The organism is Paenibacillus sp. GM2, from assembly GCF_900069005.2.
Lineage (GTDB): Bacteria > Bacillota > Bacilli > Paenibacillales > Paenibacillaceae > Fontibacillus.
This window is the reverse complement of record NZ_LN831278.1, coordinates 399,068-416,949: the sequence shown is the minus strand read 5'-3', so window position 1 is coordinate 416,949 and position 17,882 is coordinate 399,068. Positions and strand designations below refer to the sequence as shown.

The following is a 17,882-nucleotide window of genomic DNA, read 5'->3' as shown; positions in this document are numbered from 1 at the left end:
TTCAGACCCCTTTCTGGTGAATTGAATGCAAAGCTTCAAGCTCTTTCAGCCGCTCTTGATACTGAGCCTGCAGCTGGTGTAAAGCACGATGACTTGTAACTAAACCGCCTTCCCGGTTCCGGATAAGCCATAGCCGGTCAAATTCCGCAATCGTTAGCTCCAGCAGCTTCGCCAGCGCCCTCAGGTGCTCGATTTCGGCCTTTGAATCTGGAAGGTCAATTCGGTGTGTATAACGGTGAAGCCCTATCCCTTGTTCGATGATTCGCAATGTATTCATCCATTCATCAAGCACGAGATTCGCCTCGGTCATCCGGAGCCGGAGTCTTGCCAGCTGCTTCTTCCTTTGAACAAGCCATTCCAGCATTTCATGATGCCGATAATCCAGCCTAAATTCGCCGCCAGGTCCGCCCAGATCCGCGAAAATACGAATGAAGCTGTTCAGCTCTGCCGCAAATTGCTCCGGCGTTTTAAGGCCACGAAGCAGCAAATGCATTGTATAAGTGGAATTATCAACTGTACTGTTCTCCAAATGATAATATCGGCCCAGTTCGAGCATCAGATGCCCGGCTTCGCCGCTTTCGTCCCTAAATACCGCTTCCGTCAAGTAATCTTCAATCAGCCCGGTCTGTTTCAAATGATGCTGCGCATGCCAGCTGACACCGGCCGCATAGGTAATACCCGGGTAGCTGATCGCAGGAACCTGCCAATGCCCGTTATCTCCCCAGTCCGCTACAATCAGGCCGCCGGCCCCATATGTAAGGCCCTGGATTGCCGCATCAGAGATGTTATCCAGCATATTGTCGGTTCTTCCGGAAATGGAGGACCAGGAGCTCGTTCCCGGGCACACATAGAACGGAATCTGCCGCTCCGCCAACACACGGCAATGACCCTCAAAGGAAACGCTGCTCTCATAATTCCAGTCGAGAATTGTCACATCCTCCGGAATCTGCTCCATGACCTCGGGATGTGAAGCAAGCACGTCGCCCCACATTAACACCTTCTTGCCATGGCTGCGGACAAGATCAAACACCTGCTCCGCATACTCCATATAAAGCCGTCCTGCGCCGATTTCATCGCACCGCTCCTTGCTCTGCCCGGCGCCCAAGCCGTAAGGCTCATCCATGTTGATATTGACATAAGAAGATGAAAATTGCGGCAGCAGGGCATCAAATAAATTTCGGACCAATGCGATCGAACGCGAATCAACCGGGTTCAGCGTGGTCGGCAGAAACGTAATCCCCTGGGGCAACGGCAAGCCATCCGGATGCTCGGCAAGCTCGCGGAATTCCGGCTTGTTCAGCCATTCTCCCATATGTCCCAGGCAGTTCTGGTTTGGCACCAGATCAATAAACCGCTCCACAGCATAAGCATCCAGCTCGCGGAGTTCCTCTGCCGTGATTGGCGTGCTCCCCGGGAAGGCGTCCTTGTATGCCTCCATCTCAAAGCAGTAACCCTCCATATACAGCTGCAAATGATTCAGCTTCAATTCCGCCAGCTGGTCAACCAACTTATAAAGTTCGCCAAGCTTCGGAATTTTGTTCCGTCCGATATCCAGCATAAAACCGCGCACCGGAAAGTCGGGTTCATCCTCGATCCGGAAACATCTCCAGTTCTTACCTTCGCGGGAAACCAACTGCTCCACGGTAACTAGCGCATAAAACAACCCCGCATCGCCGCCATACTCCATCAGAAGGCCTGCCTCATCCCATTGCAGCACATATCCCTGCGGATGAAGCTCCTCTCTGCTGCGCACCCGGATCAAGGTCATCGCCTGCCCGGCTGCAGCAGGATCGTCCCCGGAGCCAGCGAACGCTTCCTGCAAGCGGGAGGCAAGCTTCACGCGTTCAGCCGCCTCGTCGGCTTCGCCCTGCGTATCCAGAACGATGCTGGAGGTCCACTTCTTCTCCCCTTCCAGCCATTGCAGCCCTCTCGGCTGCGGATACAATCGCAAAGACTGCTCTTGTGTCATAAGCCAGCTTCCCCTCCACGTTCACTTACTTGTGTGTCCGATTTATCGGCCACGAGCAATTCAAACTCGGCAGCCTCCAATACGTCCCGGCTGCTGGACCCGATATAAGCCTTGAATAGACCCGGTTCAGCCATATATCCAGCTTCCGGCGTCCAATAAGTTAACGCCTCCTCCGTAATCCGGAAGCTAACTTCCCGGCTCTCTCCCGGCGCCAGGACCACTTTGCTAAAGCCTTTCAACTCCTTGACCGGGCGGACAATGCTGCCGCAGCAATCCTGAATGTACAGCTGAATGATCTCTTCCCCAGCCGTGGCCCCCGTATTCGTCACCTTCACCGAGGCCAGAATCGTCTCATCTTCCTTCATATGATTGCGGTCCAGCTTCATATCCGAATAAGCAAAGGTCGTATAGCTTAGACCAAACCCAAAAGGATATAACGGCTCGTTCGGGCCGTCCAAATATTTGGAGATGTATTTCTGATTATAGTTGGCTTCCGTCAACGGGCGTCCGGTATTAAAGTGGTTATAATACACCGGAACCTGGCCGATCCGCGCCGGGAAGCTCATAGTCAGTTTACCGGAGGGGTTGCAATCCCCCGTCAAAACAGCGGCAATCGCATGGCCAGCCTGAGAACCGAGGTACCAGGTTTCCACGATGGCGTCGACATGCTGCTCGAACCAGCTCAGCACGAGCGGTCGGCCATTGGTCAGGACCAGGACAACCGGCTTGCCTGTCGCCACAACCGCTTCAGCCAACCGCTGCTGCGGCTCCGGCAAGACGATATCCATACGAGAAGCCGCCTCGCCGGACATTTCACTGCTTTCGCCCAACGCCAGAATAACCACATCGGCTTCACGGGCCTGTAATACGGCGGCTTCAATCCCTCCCTCTAGCGGCTCGTTTACTCCGCTGCCTTGGGCGAACAGGAGACGTTCCTCCGAAATTCCTTTCCCGGCCATTCCCTCATACAAGGAGACGGTTTCATGGCCATACCGGGAGAACTGCCATGGTCCGAGCAAATCCTTGCTGCCCGCAAACGGCCCGATCAACGCAATCTTGCCGGCATGCTTGGCAAGCGGCAGCACGCCTTTATTTTTTAGCAATACAATTGATTTACGCGCCAGCTCCAGACTGGCCTGCAGATGCGCTTCGTTGAAGTGGTACTCCATTTCTTTCTCCGGGCGAATGTAGCGGAACGGATCATCCATCAGGCCTGTCTTGTATTTCAAATACAAAATGCGGCGGACAGCATCGTCGATTTGCTGCTCGGAGAGCTTTCCTTCACGAACCAGTTGGGGCAAGCGATCGTAGGAGCGTGTCACCATCTCGATATCCATCGTCGCTTGCACCGCTTTATACGCAGCTTCCTGCTCATCCTTCGCATGCCCGTGCACCCGGATTTCGTCCACTGAGCCGTAATCGGAGATCAGAACGCCGTCAAAGCCAAGTTCCTCCCGCAGAAGTTCCTTTAGCAGGAAGCGATTGGCGGCGACAGGAACGCCCTGGTAAATGTTAAACGCGTTCATCACCGAGCTTGCTCCCGCCTCCAAAGCAGCTTGAAACGGCGGCAAGTACACATTGCGCAACGTCGACTCCGAAATATCCACGCTATTGTAATCCCGTCCGGCTTCAGCTGCGCCGTATGCAATAAAGTGTTTAAGGCAGGCAATCAGCGTTTCTTCGCTAAACAGAGTGTCGCCCTGATACCCTTCCACCTGGGCTTTGGCAATCAAGCAGCCCAGATAAGGATCTTCTCCCGCCCCTTCGGAAACCCGGCCCCAGCGGGCATCACGCGCGATATCAATCATAGGGCTATGATTGTATACCGTACCTGAAGCGCTCGCTTCCCTGGCTGCAATAGCACAGGCTTGTTTAATCGCCTCCATATCCCAACTGCAGGACCAAGCCAGCGGAATAGGAAACGCTGTCTGCGAGCCATGGATGATATCCGCATGGAAGAGCAGCGGAATCTTGTGCGGCGATTGCTCGACGGCTATTCTTTGCAGCTCGAATACCCTGGTAATATCGAAAGCGCCCAGTACCGACCCTGCCCTGCCTTCAGCGACCAGCTTCTCCGGCGGATCCGATACGATATCGCTGCCAAAGGAGAAGTTCGAAGCTTGGCATTGACACATTTGGCCAACCTTATCTTCAAGCGACATCGCCCCCAGCAGTTGGTCGATCGCTTCATGGATTTCCCTGTCGCTTCGCTCCTTAACATGGCTCTTTCGGTAGGGTGCCACTTCATTAATTAAATTTAGGGCCATATAAGGGCCCCTTCCCCGCGATCCCTGGAGGGGAATTGTCCCGAAAGAAGGAATATGAATCCGACCCGTGAAGGAATCCTCTTGAAAATCCAGCTCAACCACCAGCTCGTCGTCCGGATTCCAGAACACTTTGCCGGTTCCTCGAATATGGTTGCCCCGCGCGGTCACGCTAGTAAAATTAAGCGGTGCCGGTAATGGCTCCATTACTGCATCCAGCGTAAACGAACCCTTTTTCTCGATTTTAAATTGCAGCTTCATGCGCGGTTGATCCACTAAAGCATGCCAAAGCCCTATCATGCCGTCACACTCCTCTAATTTGCCTAGTAGAAACGTATTTCTTTGGAATTAGCCTTTTACAGCCCCGATGGTCATCCCTTTGACAAAATACTTCTGGAAGAACGGATAAGCGATCAAAATCGGAATGACGCCGATCACCGCTACCGCCATCCGAAAGGTTTCCGTCGGCAGCTGCTCCAGTGCTGCGCCCGTATTCATTTGACTGTTGCGGGTCAGATACTGGATATCGTTCATGATCCGATTGAGCAAATTTTGCAAACTGAACAGCTTCGGGTCAGTTACGAAAATGAGCCCGTTATTCCAATCATTCCAATAGGCGAGTCCCTGGAACATCCCAACCGTGGCCAGAATAGGCAGCGACAGCGGCAGGATGATCTTATAGTACATTTTGAATTCCCCGGCACCGTCCATGCTGGCCGATTCGATAATCGCTGCCGGGATCGTTGTGGTGAAGAAGGTCCGCATCAGCATCACGTTGAACCCGTTCATCAGGAGCCAAGGAATTAACAAAGCGAACAGCGTATTTTTAATTTCAAAGATTTGCGTATATACCAAATAAGTCGGTACCAATCCGCCGTTGAACAGCAGGGTAAAGAACACGAAGAACGCTATTGCCGTTCCGCCTGGCAGGTCCTTTCGGGATAACGGATATGCAAGCAGTGAGGTGATCAGCAAGCTGGCCGTTGTCCCGACGACTGTAATCAAAATCGTAATGCCATAGGCATGGAAAATCTGCGCCGACTCTCGCCATAAATACTCATAAGCGCTCAAGCTGAACTTTGATGGAAAAAAAGAATAGCCTTCTACGGCAATGGTGTGGTCATCCGTCACCGAAGCAATAAACAGCAGGACAAACGGAAGAATGCACGCCAGCGAAAATAACGTCAAAACTGTATGACCGGCCCATTGCAAGCCTCTGGATTCATTTTTCATAGTAATCACTCACTCCTTAGAACAACGCATTGTCTTTATCGATTTTGCGGACGATGTAGTTAGAGCCCAGCACCAGCACAAAACCTACTAAAGACTGATAGAAGCCGGCTGCCGAAGACATGCCGATGTCACCCAGCTGCATGAGCCCGCGGAAGACATACGTATCAATGACATTGGTCGTTGAATACAATGCGCCGGAGTTCATCGGTACTTGATAGAACAAACCGAAGTCGGAATAGAAGATCCGGCCAATCCCGAGCAATGTCAGAATCATGATGACCGGCATAATCATCGGAAGCGTAATCTTGCGGATTTGCACCCATTTGGAGGCCCCGTCCAGCTTGGCCGCTTCATAATACTCCGGATCGATGCCGATAATGGCAGCCAGGTACACGATGCAGGAGTAACCGGCCCCTTTCCAAACATGAACGAAGGTCAAAATAAACGGCCAATACTTCGGCTCGGAGTACCATGAAATCGGATCCAGGCCCAGCGCCGGCAGAATTGTATTATTCACCATCCCCGTATTTACGCTGAACATGGCATACACCAGATAGCTGACAATGATGATGGAGATCAGGTAGGGTAGAATAATTACACTTTGATAGAAACGCGCAAAAAACTTATTCCGGATCTCATTCAGTAAAATAGCTATGCCGATCGATACAATCAGACCGAGAATGATAAACACCGTGTTGTACAGAAGCGTGTTTCTGGTAATCATCCAGGCATCCGATGTTTTAAACAGATATTCGAAGTTTCGGAAACCGATCCAATCGCTGTTCCAAATCCCCTTCCGGTAGTCAACATCCTTAAAAGCAATACTCAGCCCGAACAGCGGCAGATAATTGTTGATGATCAGGTAGACTAACCCCGGCAACATCATGATGTACAGCGGAGTATACTTAAGAATGCCTCTCCGCCCCTTACGGTGTGTTTGTTTGGTTATGGCCACCGCACTTCCCCCTTCTAAGGCTATATGCCGAATATATCGTTAATTCTACGGAATCCAACTTTCGGCAACTACCGCTCAAGCGACTTCCTGCTTGATCTTTCCCGACATGATCCGCAGCGACAAAAAAGGGCTATCTTGGAAGTGATAATCACTTTAAGATAGCCCTCTCCATAGAGGTCATTTATCGTGCGATCAGTTGACGCCGTTGGCTTGCGCCCACTCGTCCAATTGCTTTTGTTTCTCTGCAATAATCTTGTCGATCCCGGCCGATTTCAGCTTGGAAATGAACTCCGGCAAAATCTTGGCAGGATCCACGCTGCCCGTCTCCAACGGAATTTTATATTGCGTAATTACGTTCGTCACCGCTGCATACTCCGTCTTCACCGGCGTGGCATCAAACAGGAAGCCCAGTGCCTTGGAACGGCCAGCGCCATCGTTGAACGCCTTCATCTTGGTCCAGACTTCCGGGTCATTCCCTTGTTGAACATAGGACAGGAATTGATTACCGAACATCCAACCCATTGGCATGCTGTAACCAAGGTCGGCTTTGTCCACGCCCTCCGGATAAGCGATGACGTTATCCATGCCATCCACCTTCACATAGTGCGTGCCTTCGATCCCCCAATCATAAAGGTTGACAACATCCTTATCGGAGTACATCAAATTCAGGAAATCCATCGCTTTATCCGGGATCGTGGAATTAACCGGAATGGCCCACATCGAACCGGTGACGGAGCTGGTAGTTGCTACAGCGGGATAGATTTCGGCCGGCTCCATTTCCTGGCCAACCAGCGCCGTCTCCGTTACCTTCGAAACCGGATTCAGCTTGGCCGAATAAGCAAACGCCTTATTCGCTTTGATCAAATCAACCCGGGAGGTCTGGCTTGTGGCGACATCCTTGGGAATCAAACCGTCCATAAACCAGCCGCGAATTTTGTTCAGGAAGTCCGCATATTCTTGAGATTCGTAGTAGTTCACAACCTTCAGACCATTATCATAGTTCGGGAGTACCCCGATCGAGTCGCTCAAAGCATCGAAATTGTTCAGATCATCCAGAAAGGTACGGCCGTTCGCACCCGGTACCAGCGGGTACATTTCAGGCCCTTCACCTTCTTTTACCGTACGGAGCACTTGCTCAAGGTCGTCCAGCGATTTAATGCCATTCACATCGATCCGGTACTTGTCGACGAGCGCTTTATTCATATTTACACCGGTCGAAGAGGCAAAATCGCGCACTGTCGGAACGGCATACGTCTTGCCTCCGATCTTCGTGGCACCCAGATAACTTTGGTCGATGGCCGCAGTGATTCCCTGCCCGTGATCCGCAAAAAGATCATCCATCGCTTGCAGTTGGCCTTTGGCCACAAGATTCGTGTAGTTGCTGCCCGAGATCCAGATTAAGTCCATTTTTTCATTGCCGGCATACATCAGATTTGTCTGCTGTTCCCAGTCCCCAAAGGAGATATGCAGGAACTTTACCTTCGCGTGAATCTTCTCCATGGCTATTGTATTAATCGCATCTTCCACCATTTGCAAATCCTTTGAAATCGTTCCTGCCACAGGAAGAACAACCGTCAATTCCTCAAGTTTAGCACTTTTGTCAGCGCCTTCATTTCCGCCGTTGCTGCTGTTCGAGCGGTTCGAAGGGCCGCCGCAAGCCGACAGTACTACCATACAGACCAGAAGTAGCGAGATAATCTTTAGAGATGACCTTTTCATCTGTAACCCCCACTTATCAGTTATTTTGAAGCTCGATCTTTATTGTACGAGGCTCCGGAAGTTACTTCTGCTCAAATGACGACTTTCCATTGTCACTTTGACGACTTCCCCGCCTGGGAGTTCCCCTGCTGGCCCGAGTTTTCCTGCCTGTACTCCAGAGGACTTTTGTCATAATACTTCTTGAACATGCGGGAAAAATGCGAGAAATTGGCATACCCGATCTGCGCGGCGATCGAACTGACGGAGAGGCCGGTGTTGGCCAGCAAGCTTGCAGCGATATTCAGCCGCTGCTGTAATAAATAATCCGAGATCGACATCCCGGTCTCTTTCTTGAAAATTCGGGTTAAATAATCCGGATTTAAATAGACCTGACTGGCGATATCTTCTCTCGATAAATCCTCGGATAGATGCTGCTGGATATACTCTTTAACTTTCTCTACGACGCTGGGGGAATGCTCCATGGAGGAAGTGAAATCGGCCGCCTTCCCGATTAAATGCTGCATCCACGCCAGGGAATTGGTCGCTGACTGGACCGATCTGGCATACAGGTCCAGGGATTCCGGATCTCCAAACAATCGGTGCGCCTGAATTCCCTTGATTTGCAAAACGTAATAGACCATCTGCTGAAAATCCTGAATGAATTGATAGAGCAGGCTTGAGGTTAACTGATTGTCCTGGACCTGGGCTTCAATGTAGGCCTTGGCCGCTGCCAAAACCCGCTCATAGGCTCCTTCTTTAAGCAAAACCGCCCACAGGCTCATATCCGGAAGCAGGTGCTGATTGGCGGGAGGCGAGAGCTCTTCATCCAGTAAAAAGACATCCTGATCATAGGCCACATTATTCTCATTCATTTTGGATAACCGTAAATACATGAATGCAATTTGGTCCCCATGCACCGCTTTGCCGATATAGCTGGATACACTGGCATAGAAATATCGCCTGCAGGCATCGATATAAGCTTCACAGCGCTTCTTCAGACCTCGGGCGCTCTTTGCGCTGTAATCGTCTCCATTTAGCAAAAGCAGCAGCCGCCCGGGTTCAACGGATACGAGAATGCATTGGCCCCCCTGTTCCTGAAGGAGCTCCTCCGCCGACTTGCGAATGGCATATTCTACGATCTTCTCGTCCCTTAGCGTCACCGGCCTCTCCCATCTTCTTATCTGTATCAGCAAAGGCAGAAAGCTCATTTCGTCCGAATAAGGAATATTGCGTTCTTCCGCTGCTTTGCGAATGGCCAGCGAATGACTCGGGATCGACTGATTAAGAATATCGAGCCAGAACCGCTCAACCAGCAATGGCTGATGCTGCACCCAATACTTTCCGAACCGGCTGAATTCATTTAACTTGCTTTCCTGTTCAAGCTTCTCAATCGCCTTTCCTACAACCGCCTCCAACTCGGAAAACGGAACCGGCTTAAGCAAATAATCGAAGCTTCCCAGCTGAATGGCCTGCTTGGCATATTGAAAGTCCGCATGACAGGTCAGAAAAATAGCCTCGATCGCCGGATTGTAATTGCGCACCCATTTAAGCAGATCCAGTCCGCTGCCCTGCGGCATCTCGATATCGCAAACCAACAGGTCTATAGCTTCATGACGTATGACCTCCTGGGCCGACTGGGCATTGCACGCGGTAAACACTTGGGAAATTCCCAATGTCGACCAGTTCACTCCCGATTTTAGGCTCTCTACGGCAATCGCTTCGTCATCCACAATCAATAATTGATGCATGCCTATGGCAACTCCTTTCCGTCCCGATCCGGTCTCAAGGGAATAATCAGCTCTACCACCGCACCTTGCGGATCATCGTTATAGCATTCTATGGCAGCTCTATCGCCATACTGCAAACGCAGCCTTTCACGTACGTTCCAGAGGCCAACGTGGTCCTTGCCGCCCATCCAGCTCTTGCCTATGCGGATTTCTTCCAGCACTTCATCGGGAAATCCTTTGCCGGTATCCCGGATTGTCATGCACACCATCGGTTCCTCGGCAAGGTCATCCAGCACCGCCTCGATAACGAGCAAAGTGGGCTCCTCCGCGCGAACCGCATGCTTGATTGTATTTTCGACAAAGGTTTGCAGCATCAGCGGCGGAACAGCCGTATCCAGCAAATAATCGGGCACCTGTATTTCACTTTTAAATTGACCCGGCAGACGAAGCTCCTGAATGTGCAAATAGTTCCGGATATGCTGCAATTCGTCCCTCAGCATGACCAAAGGCTGGTTGTTGCTCTGAAACAGATACCGGAAATAATGAACCAGACAAAGCGTCATTTCCTGAATGAGCCCATACTGCTTGACCTGCGCCAAATGATATAAAATATTTAAAGAATTCATAAAGAAATGCGGGTTTATCTGAAGCTGAAGCTGCTTCAATTCGCTCCTTTGTTTGCTTATCTGCTCTTCATAGACATGAATTTTCAGCTCTTCGATCCGCGAAATCATCTGGTCGAAGGTAGAGTATACGAGCTGGAATTCTTCCGAGGCGGACGGAACGCTCTCCATTCGCAAGTTGAAATTCCCCTCGGCGATCCGGCGCATTAATCGAACCATTTTTTGGAGCGGCAAGAGCAGAACTTTCCTCAGAAACCACAAGCTTACCGGAAGAAGCAGAAGCGCAAAGGCAGAGAACCAGCCTACCATCTTCTTCAGATAAGGCATGTTCTGCAGCGTCAATTTGTCAGGGATAACGGCAGCCATACTTAAATTGATCTTTCCTGAGGTTTCTCCGACCACAAGATAGTTTTTGTTTTCACCAGACATATAATAGGTTTGGAATCCCTGCGTGAAATCGAGGTGCTTATCCTGCAAAGTCTGGGTGGTGTACAGCGGATTCCCCCGCTCATCCACAAACAGCATCGCGCCCGTGTCACCGGTATCCAACATCGATAAGGGCGACATCAAGGTCTTCAAAGAAACCCATGAACCCAGGCATAGATTGCCATCACGAAGGATTTGAACCGCGTAGTAGGAGCCCTGGATTTCTTGTAGCTGCCACTCGGGATTAAAGACAAAGGAACGGCCCTCCTGCCCGATTTTCTCCTGCAGATTCTGCCTCATCTCCATCAAGCTTGCATATGTAAATAATCCCTTGGCATCCTTATAGGCTTCAACAAATTCCTGATGCGGAAGGGAATAGACGAAAAGACCGTCAATATAAGGGTAGACGGCCAAATCGGAGGTCAGCTTGCGGAATACATCACTTTTGGCCATCATGTATTCGTTGTCCGGCACGGCATCTTTCAGCTTCAGCACGCCGACTTCCGAACTGGCCAGGCTCACCAGATGGCGCTCGATTTCCGATAGCTGGCTGTCAATCTGCCGCATTTGGATGGAAATCAGATTCTTATTCGACACTGCCACCTGATTATGAATGACATTCACGCTGTAATAGCTCATATAAATCAGCAGTGACATTAATGGAACCGCAACGCCCAAAAGGCCAAGTACCAGCTTAACGCGGATGGAGTTCCAGTGAATTGCAGCTAGACGACGGATCATGGTGTGGGCTCCTCTCCTCGGAAGTGACTATTTCAAATCATACTCGTACAGAACAAGAACGCAACCCGTCACTTCGAGGCTCCTTTGCTTGATACCTATAGCCTACCCTTTATTTTTTAGCGGGAGCCAGGTCAGCACATCTTGAATTTTAGCATCCCAGTAAGCCCAATCGTGCGAGCCCGGGCTTTCTTCATACGTCAACGGGAGCCCGGCAGTGAGGCAAGCATCGCGAAAGAGCAGATTGTCGGGATGAAGGAAATCTTCGGTACCGCAGCATTGATAGAGATGAGGCATTGGCTCCTCCCGATGCTCCAGCTCTTCGAGCAGCGCCAGCAGATCATTGTGTGTCCCCTTGGGGCCATCCGGACCAAAAATCCGCCGAAACAAAGCCACCGCCTGTGCCTCTCCGGCCCCTTCTTCAAAAAAGTTGCGGGCAACGTTTAATGCCCCCGACAGGCTGGCCGCCGCACAGAATTGATCGGGTTTGCGCATAGCAAGCTTAAAGGCTCCGTAACCTCCCATCGATAACCCCGCTGCAAAGGTATCCTCCCGCCGGTTCGAAATCGGAAAGAAAGAGCGGCAAACCTGCGGCAGCTCCTCGCTGATAAAGGTCCAGTAACGAGGGCCTTCGGCCATATCCGTATAGAAGCTCAAACCCGCCTGCGGCATAACAACGATCAGCCCCATCGAGGATGCATACCGTTCGATCGATGTGTGGCGCACCCAAGTGCTGTCATCATCCGACATGCCATGAAGCAAATATAACACCGGGTAAAGTACGGTCTGGGCAGTTTCCGCCCTGCCTGTCTGGGAAAACCCGGGTTCAGGCAAAATAACCGACATCGACGTCGTGATTCCCAGCACCTCCGAAAAAAATCGGCATTGAAGATAAGCCATAAAAATCCCTCCTTAAAATTATCAGTGAATCGATCAACACAAACCGGCTTGGCGCAGCCCTCCGCTGTTATACCAATTCACCTGCACCTGGCTGTCCAGACATGCTGAATCTGTGCACGCGGTGCAGCGCCCGCTTGTTCCTTTGTACAAGCTTAGGGAAGTGCCCTTTAATGTCCTTGATTGAGGGCAAGCGAAGTGGGGTTTGCACCTTCCGGCTTAATCCTTCAAATGCTCCGCCAGAAAGGAGAGCGTCAGATCAAAGCATTCCCGGGCCTCTGCAGAGTCCAGCTTAAATTGATATTCATGGGAAACCGCCCCATGATCTAATGAATAAAACAGGGATGTCACGGGAACTCCCTGCAACTTCAGCTTCTGTTCCAACTCCCGGCCATGCTTCTCGAAAGAACCTGTATTTCCGTCCGTAATAAAGGTGGGCGGATAGTCGCGCGTCACATAATTCACTGTGGACGCTTGCTCGGCTTTTGCTCCCTCTCTCCAATTCCGCTCGCCGATATAAGCCCACCCGATTTGCTTGAGAAAGAAGTTCTCCAGTCTTCCTGTCACATCCGCTAATCTCTTCACATTATAAGGACCGCAATAGAGCACGGCCGCCTTAAGCTGATCCTTGGCAATAACCGGCGTTATACCCATGCTTTTTGCTAACTTGGGATGGGTCTGTACAGCCAAAAACTGGGAGGCTATTTGGGCTCCGGCGGAATCCCCACCTATGACCAGGCGATCCAGGTCCAAGGCAGATAATTGCGGGGCAATCGCATTCAGGTATTCATATACCTCGCCGAATTGAATGATGGGAGCAGGATATTTCACTTCGGGGGCCACTTCGTAGTTGATGCTAACCACGGTATATCCCTGGCTCGCCATCATAGTGCACCAATATGCCGTTCCCGACTTGTCCCCAGTCACGAACGCACCGCCGTGAGCCCATAAGAGGGTTGGATTTTTCCCCTTGCTCTCCTTGGGATAGTAAATATCCAGCGTATTGGACTTGAATTTTGAGGGATATGTCAAATCGCTTTGTACTTCGACCCGCGCTTCATATTCTTCGTAATTGTCGGGTGCAATGGCCGGCCCCGGGTCCGGTTGATGACGAAACCAATAAATAAATGGAGCGGGAGAAATATTGAGGAGGAGAAAAATTCCAAGTAATAGCACAACAAGAGCGAGAACGCCCCACCTGACCAGTTTCATCTCTTGCTTCCCTCCTGCTTGTTCATAGTGTCCATATTTTATGCTTTTAGGGCAAGGATGTCTGCTATTTATCCGACCCAATCCTTGTCGTTTTACGACTTTATAGAATTTCCACACAAAAAAGGCGATCTCTTCGTCCCAGCATGAACGAACAAATCGCCTCTCTCCTATTCCCGTAGGCCGTAGCGCCTCCCAGGTTTTATCCTCATAAATTCAGCATCCGTTTTATATCGGCCACTTCTCGATCATCAGGCTCCTGCCCACCGTACCTGACCCGGTAATAAAGCGTGACTAACGGCTCTACAGCGAACTTGTGAGTCGCCTGCTGCCCAGGCTTCCCTCGTTGATCCTTCTTCTCATTATCATGATGGCGCAGCATATCCCGAGCCATTTCCAGCGGAGTAAGCCCAGGCTTTAATTCGCAGCCTTCGCTGCGCCTGGCTAAGAGGTAACGCCGATACAAGAAACGTACTCTCTCCTGATTGCTATGCATATCCTCATAACGCTCCTGACGTCGTCCGAACCGGGACAAGGCCGTCCGCCAATTGCCCAATCTCTGCTTTCTCTCTTCCCAGGAGAAGATCGAGGTCTCCTCGTCACGGTATCCCTTTTTCTCCCCGCTCAGGTCCTGTCTGCGCAACAAGGCAAGTATGCGGTCGATGCTGCGCTTCCAGAAACCTCCGGCGTTTTTATATAACCAGTAGAGCGCAAAGCCAATTATAGCTGCGATCACGGCTCCGCCGATTACATAGAAAAGGATATCCAGAATCTGGGATAGCAAACCCGGTTTCTGCACTTCCCCCGGGAAGAACATCGCCGGCGGCTCGTGAACCTCCTCCGGTTCCAGCTCCTTTGGCTCTCCGGGTGAGCGCGTGAGCCAAGCGACAATATATCTTACGAGGTTCAATAGCAGATTACCGATCCAACGCCCGGCTCCCGCAGCCAGCAAGACGACAAGTCCGAGGATAATAACTATAAAAAGCCTATTATGTCGACGCAAGCCCCTTGGCAGTGGAGAATGGTCGGACAACGTTGTATAACGCAAGTATTCATGATTGGTAATGAACAATGCAATCGCCAGGCAGCCTACCCCAAACCAAGTGATCAGGCCAAGCTCTCCGCGCAGCAGAGCGAGGCGGGAATAGGCGATCCCGGCTACAAAATACAGCGCAACCCCATACCAGTACAGCTTGGCCAAACCGGCTCGAGCGGTGGCGGTCATACCTTGCAACGCAAATAGCGCCGCACAGAACCCGACCAAGGGAGAGAAGACCGCTGTCCCATTTAATAAAAAGACAGCCGCACCAAGCGCGCCGATCAGAATAGCGGCTCCAAGCTTTTTCCACAATACAGGGACATAGCTGCGAACCGCTGCCCCGAGAAAAGAAACAAACGGCAGGATCACCAGCCAGCCTAAGGGCAGATACTGCGGACTTAATACAATAATTCCGGCAAGGTAGATCGGCATTAGCACGACCATCTCACCCAGGCAGGACAAGCATAATTTCAATGTTTTTGTAATGTAAGCGTTACCCGTGTTTTGCATTTAGAAATGCCCTCCATCGTCATTGCCATCCTATTGGCGTCAAATGGGTTCTTCAAGCTAAATCATAGCACAGCTATGGACTTCCAAACAATGACATAGGGCTCTGCCTCATATGAGGAAGAGCCCCGGATACTAAATCGCTGTAATTTTACTATAATCCTGAAGACTCGGCGCAAATGGCTGCCCTCTCTTCTTCCTGGTCCCATACTCATGCACGGTCATGGCCCGCAGCCCCTCTTCCAGTGAGTACGACGGGGACCAGCCAAGCAGGTTCCTGGCCTTCTCATTACTCAGTATACTGCGATCGATATCCCCCGACTTCTGAGGCATAAATTGAACGGAAAGGCTATGCTCGCATAGCTGCTGCAAGATTCCACTTAGCTCCAGCAGGGAAAGCCCTACCCCACTGCTTATGTTGAAAATCTGTTGTGAACCAGCGCCCAGCGCTAGTGTATTCGCAAAGGCTACATCCCGAACATAGACGAAATCCCGGGTCTGGTGCCCATCACCATATATAATCATCGGCATTCCTCCGGCCATCCGCTCAATAAAAGCCGTCACCACACCGTCCTGACCGGTTCGATGCTCACGCACTCCATATACATTCGCATAGCGAAGAATAGTATAATCAAGATGATACTGCTCCGAAAATGAACGGATATAACTCTCTGCTGCATATTTCGACAACCCATAGAAAGATTGCGGGTTAAGATCACATTTTTCCTCGATCGGATAAATACCGGGGTTCCCGTATACCGCTGCCGAAGAGGCAAACACCATTTTCCTCACCTTGTACCGGACACACATGCGAAGAACATTAATCGTCCCCACAATATTCACTTCAGCATCCAGATGAGGATTCTCGAAGGAGCGGGGCACGCTAACCTGGGCGGCCAGATGAATACAATAATCGGGCTCCTCCTTGGCGAAAATTTGCTCCAGCTCTTCCGACACAATATCGGCCTCATAGTAGGTAACCGACTGGTCATAGGGCAGCTTATGATCGCCTCGCCGCTGATCGACTACAATGACCTGATACCCCTGTTCGAGCAACTGGCTTACAGTGTGGCGGCCAATGAACCCTGCTCCCCCGGTAACTAACACCTTCATCTTCTTCTACTCTCCCATTCTTCATAAAATCCGTCTCAACACTTTATGAATGAGAGGATTAAATTATGCTTTACCCACATATTCATAGTTCAGATTCAATCTTTTATAGATAGGCGAAGGAGATTAGTAATTATGACATTTAAAATATACCGGAGAGGCCCCTTACTGAAGCGAAATTTATATAAATCAAGGTTTTTAATATACTTGTTGCTCTTTGCTCTTTCGGCCATTGCCGTTCTTGCTATAGTCTCTCCTTATCGCAGTACAACCATTAATATTAAGCAGGCTGGAGCCCATGGAGACGGTATCCGTGACGACAGCGCTGTATTCATTCGCGTTCTTCATCAGGCTGTCGGACGCAGAGGCCCGACGCGGATCATAGTTCCTGCAGGAACCTATCTGCTTAATGTGAGGGCCCCGCTTGAGCTATCCAGCAAAACCCGCCTTATTGGAGAAGACAAGCCTGTATTAAAATTTAGCGTCCCGCCTTCAGAAGCCTTTGGATATGAAGCAATCCGCATCTCTGGTCCAGATGTGCTTGTTGATGGTATCGATCTGGATGGATCAGGCCGCTTCATCCGCGGCATCGGTATTCATCCCGGGTCAGCGGACGTCACGATCGCCAACTCGGTCATTCGAAATATGAGACAAGCAGCCGATCCGCAAAGCCCGCTCTATTCGGCGGTCGTCTCCGGCATCATGATCTACGGCGATACTGAGGACATTAAGGTGCTCACCTCGCTTATCACGGACATCAGCGCGAGGCACTTGCAGCCGGTTGCCCGGGGGATCATGGTCTGGAACGGATCAGGTGCGTCTCCAGCCAGGCGTGTAACCATCTCTGGCAACGAGATCTCACATATTGCTCCACGCGAGGATGCAGACGGCATCTTCTTCGATGTCCCCCCTAATCCGGCGGAGCTGTCCGGGTCGATCATTGAGAACAACCGGATTCATCATGCCGCCAAAAGAGGGATCAAAATATCCGCTCCCGGAGTCGTCGTGCAGAACAACCACATCACTAACCCTTATTCAGGGAATAATCATTATTTATTTGACCCCGATCAACCTCTATCGCAGGATATGTATTCGGCCATCTCGATTTATGCCAGCCATGTCACCGTCAGCGGAAATCTCATTGATGGCATAGGGAGCTATTATGCTGCGATTGAAGCAGATTTTGAAAATCTGGACCGGATCGTGATTGAGAACAATCGGATCGATGGAGAACAAACGGAGCAAGCGGAGGAAATGACGACAGGAATTCGCCTTGGAGCTTTGAATCGCTCTAGCGTTCGCGGCAACATCATTCGGCATGCAGGAACATCCATTCATGTCATAGGTCAGCATGCGGAGTATGATAACCATGGTCTTGAGAGCATGTTAACCGACAATGATGCAGCTGATAATACAAACAAAACAACACCTGCCAACCCTAAATAGAATAATTAGGGAGACAGGTGCTTCTTTTTTCAGAATCATGT

12 protein-coding genes are annotated in these 17,882 nt (G+C 50.8%); 1 reads left to right on the top strand and 11 read right to left on the bottom strand.

What is annotated here, in order from left to right:
• Window position 1: 1 nt before the first annotated feature.
• The 11 genes from BN1360_RS08525 to BN1360_RS08475 form a co-directional block, all read right to left on the bottom strand.
• Window positions 2-1,969, bottom strand: a complete 1,968-nt coding sequence (locus tag BN1360_RS08525) for a beta-N-acetylhexosaminidase (RefSeq protein WP_068779436.1) — start codon at window positions 1,967-1,969, stop codon at window positions 2-4.
• Entirely contained in the window at window positions 1,966-4,533 is a 2,568-nt protein-coding gene (locus BN1360_RS08520) for a glycoside hydrolase family 3 N-terminal domain-containing protein (protein ID WP_068779435.1), read from the bottom strand. Before BN1360_RS08520 ends, BN1360_RS08525 begins: the two co-directional genes overlap by 4 nt.
• Before the next feature lie 48 nt (window positions 4,534-4,581).
• Window positions 4,582-5,466, bottom strand: coding sequence for a carbohydrate ABC transporter permease (locus BN1360_RS08515; RefSeq protein WP_068779434.1), 885 nt, complete (start codon window positions 5,464-5,466; stop codon window positions 4,582-4,584).
• A 16-nt stretch (window positions 5,467-5,482) separates the two neighbouring features.
• The gene (locus BN1360_RS08510; RefSeq protein ID WP_082789994.1) at window positions 5,483-6,415 is read right to left on the bottom strand and encodes an ABC transporter permease; all 933 of its coding nucleotides are present in this window, start codon (window positions 6,413-6,415) and stop codon (window positions 5,483-5,485) included.
• A 198-nt stretch (window positions 6,416-6,613) separates the two neighbouring features.
• Window positions 6,614-8,140: an ABC transporter substrate-binding protein gene (locus BN1360_RS08505; RefSeq protein WP_068779433.1), complete on the bottom strand. Its 1,527-nt coding sequence runs from the start codon at window positions 8,138-8,140 to the stop codon at window positions 6,614-6,616.
• Window positions 8,141-8,232: 92 nt separating this feature from the next.
• Window positions 8,233-9,867, bottom strand: coding sequence for a response regulator (locus tag BN1360_RS08500; RefSeq protein WP_068779432.1), 1,635 nt, complete (start codon window positions 9,865-9,867; stop codon window positions 8,233-8,235).
• A 2-nt stretch (window positions 9,868-9,869) separates the two neighbouring features.
• A complete protein-coding gene (locus tag BN1360_RS08495; RefSeq protein WP_068779431.1) occupies window positions 9,870-11,636 on the bottom strand; it encodes a cache domain-containing sensor histidine kinase in 1,767 nt (588 codons plus the stop codon).
• A gap of 102 nt (window positions 11,637-11,738) precedes the next feature.
• A complete protein-coding gene (locus BN1360_RS08490) occupies window positions 11,739-12,533 on the bottom strand; it encodes an alpha/beta hydrolase (RefSeq protein WP_068779430.1) in 795 nt (264 codons plus the stop codon).
• Window positions 12,534-12,749: 216 nt separating this feature from the next.
• Window positions 12,750-13,742 (bottom strand): alpha/beta hydrolase, encoded by a 993-nt coding sequence (locus tag BN1360_RS08485; RefSeq protein ID WP_068779429.1) that lies wholly within the window; start codon window positions 13,740-13,742, stop codon window positions 12,750-12,752.
• Window positions 13,743-13,947: 205 nt separating this feature from the next.
• On the bottom strand, window positions 13,948-15,288 hold the full coding sequence (locus tag BN1360_RS08480; protein WP_068779428.1) for a DUF4129 domain-containing protein: 1,341 nt from the start codon (window positions 15,286-15,288) through the stop codon (window positions 13,948-13,950).
• A 132-nt stretch (window positions 15,289-15,420) separates the two neighbouring features.
• Complete coding sequence (locus tag BN1360_RS08475) at window positions 15,421-16,398, bottom strand: NAD-dependent epimerase/dehydratase family protein (protein ID WP_069188310.1); 978 nt, start codon at window positions 16,396-16,398, stop codon at window positions 15,421-15,423.
• Between the two features lie 132 nt (window positions 16,399-16,530).
• On the opposite strand from BN1360_RS08475, the gene BN1360_RS08470 reads away from it, so the two are divergent.
• Complete coding sequence (locus tag BN1360_RS08470; RefSeq protein ID WP_068779427.1) at window positions 16,531-17,841, top strand: right-handed parallel beta-helix repeat-containing protein; 1,311 nt, start codon at window positions 16,531-16,533, stop codon at window positions 17,839-17,841.
• Window positions 17,842-17,882: the final 41 nt, after the last annotated feature.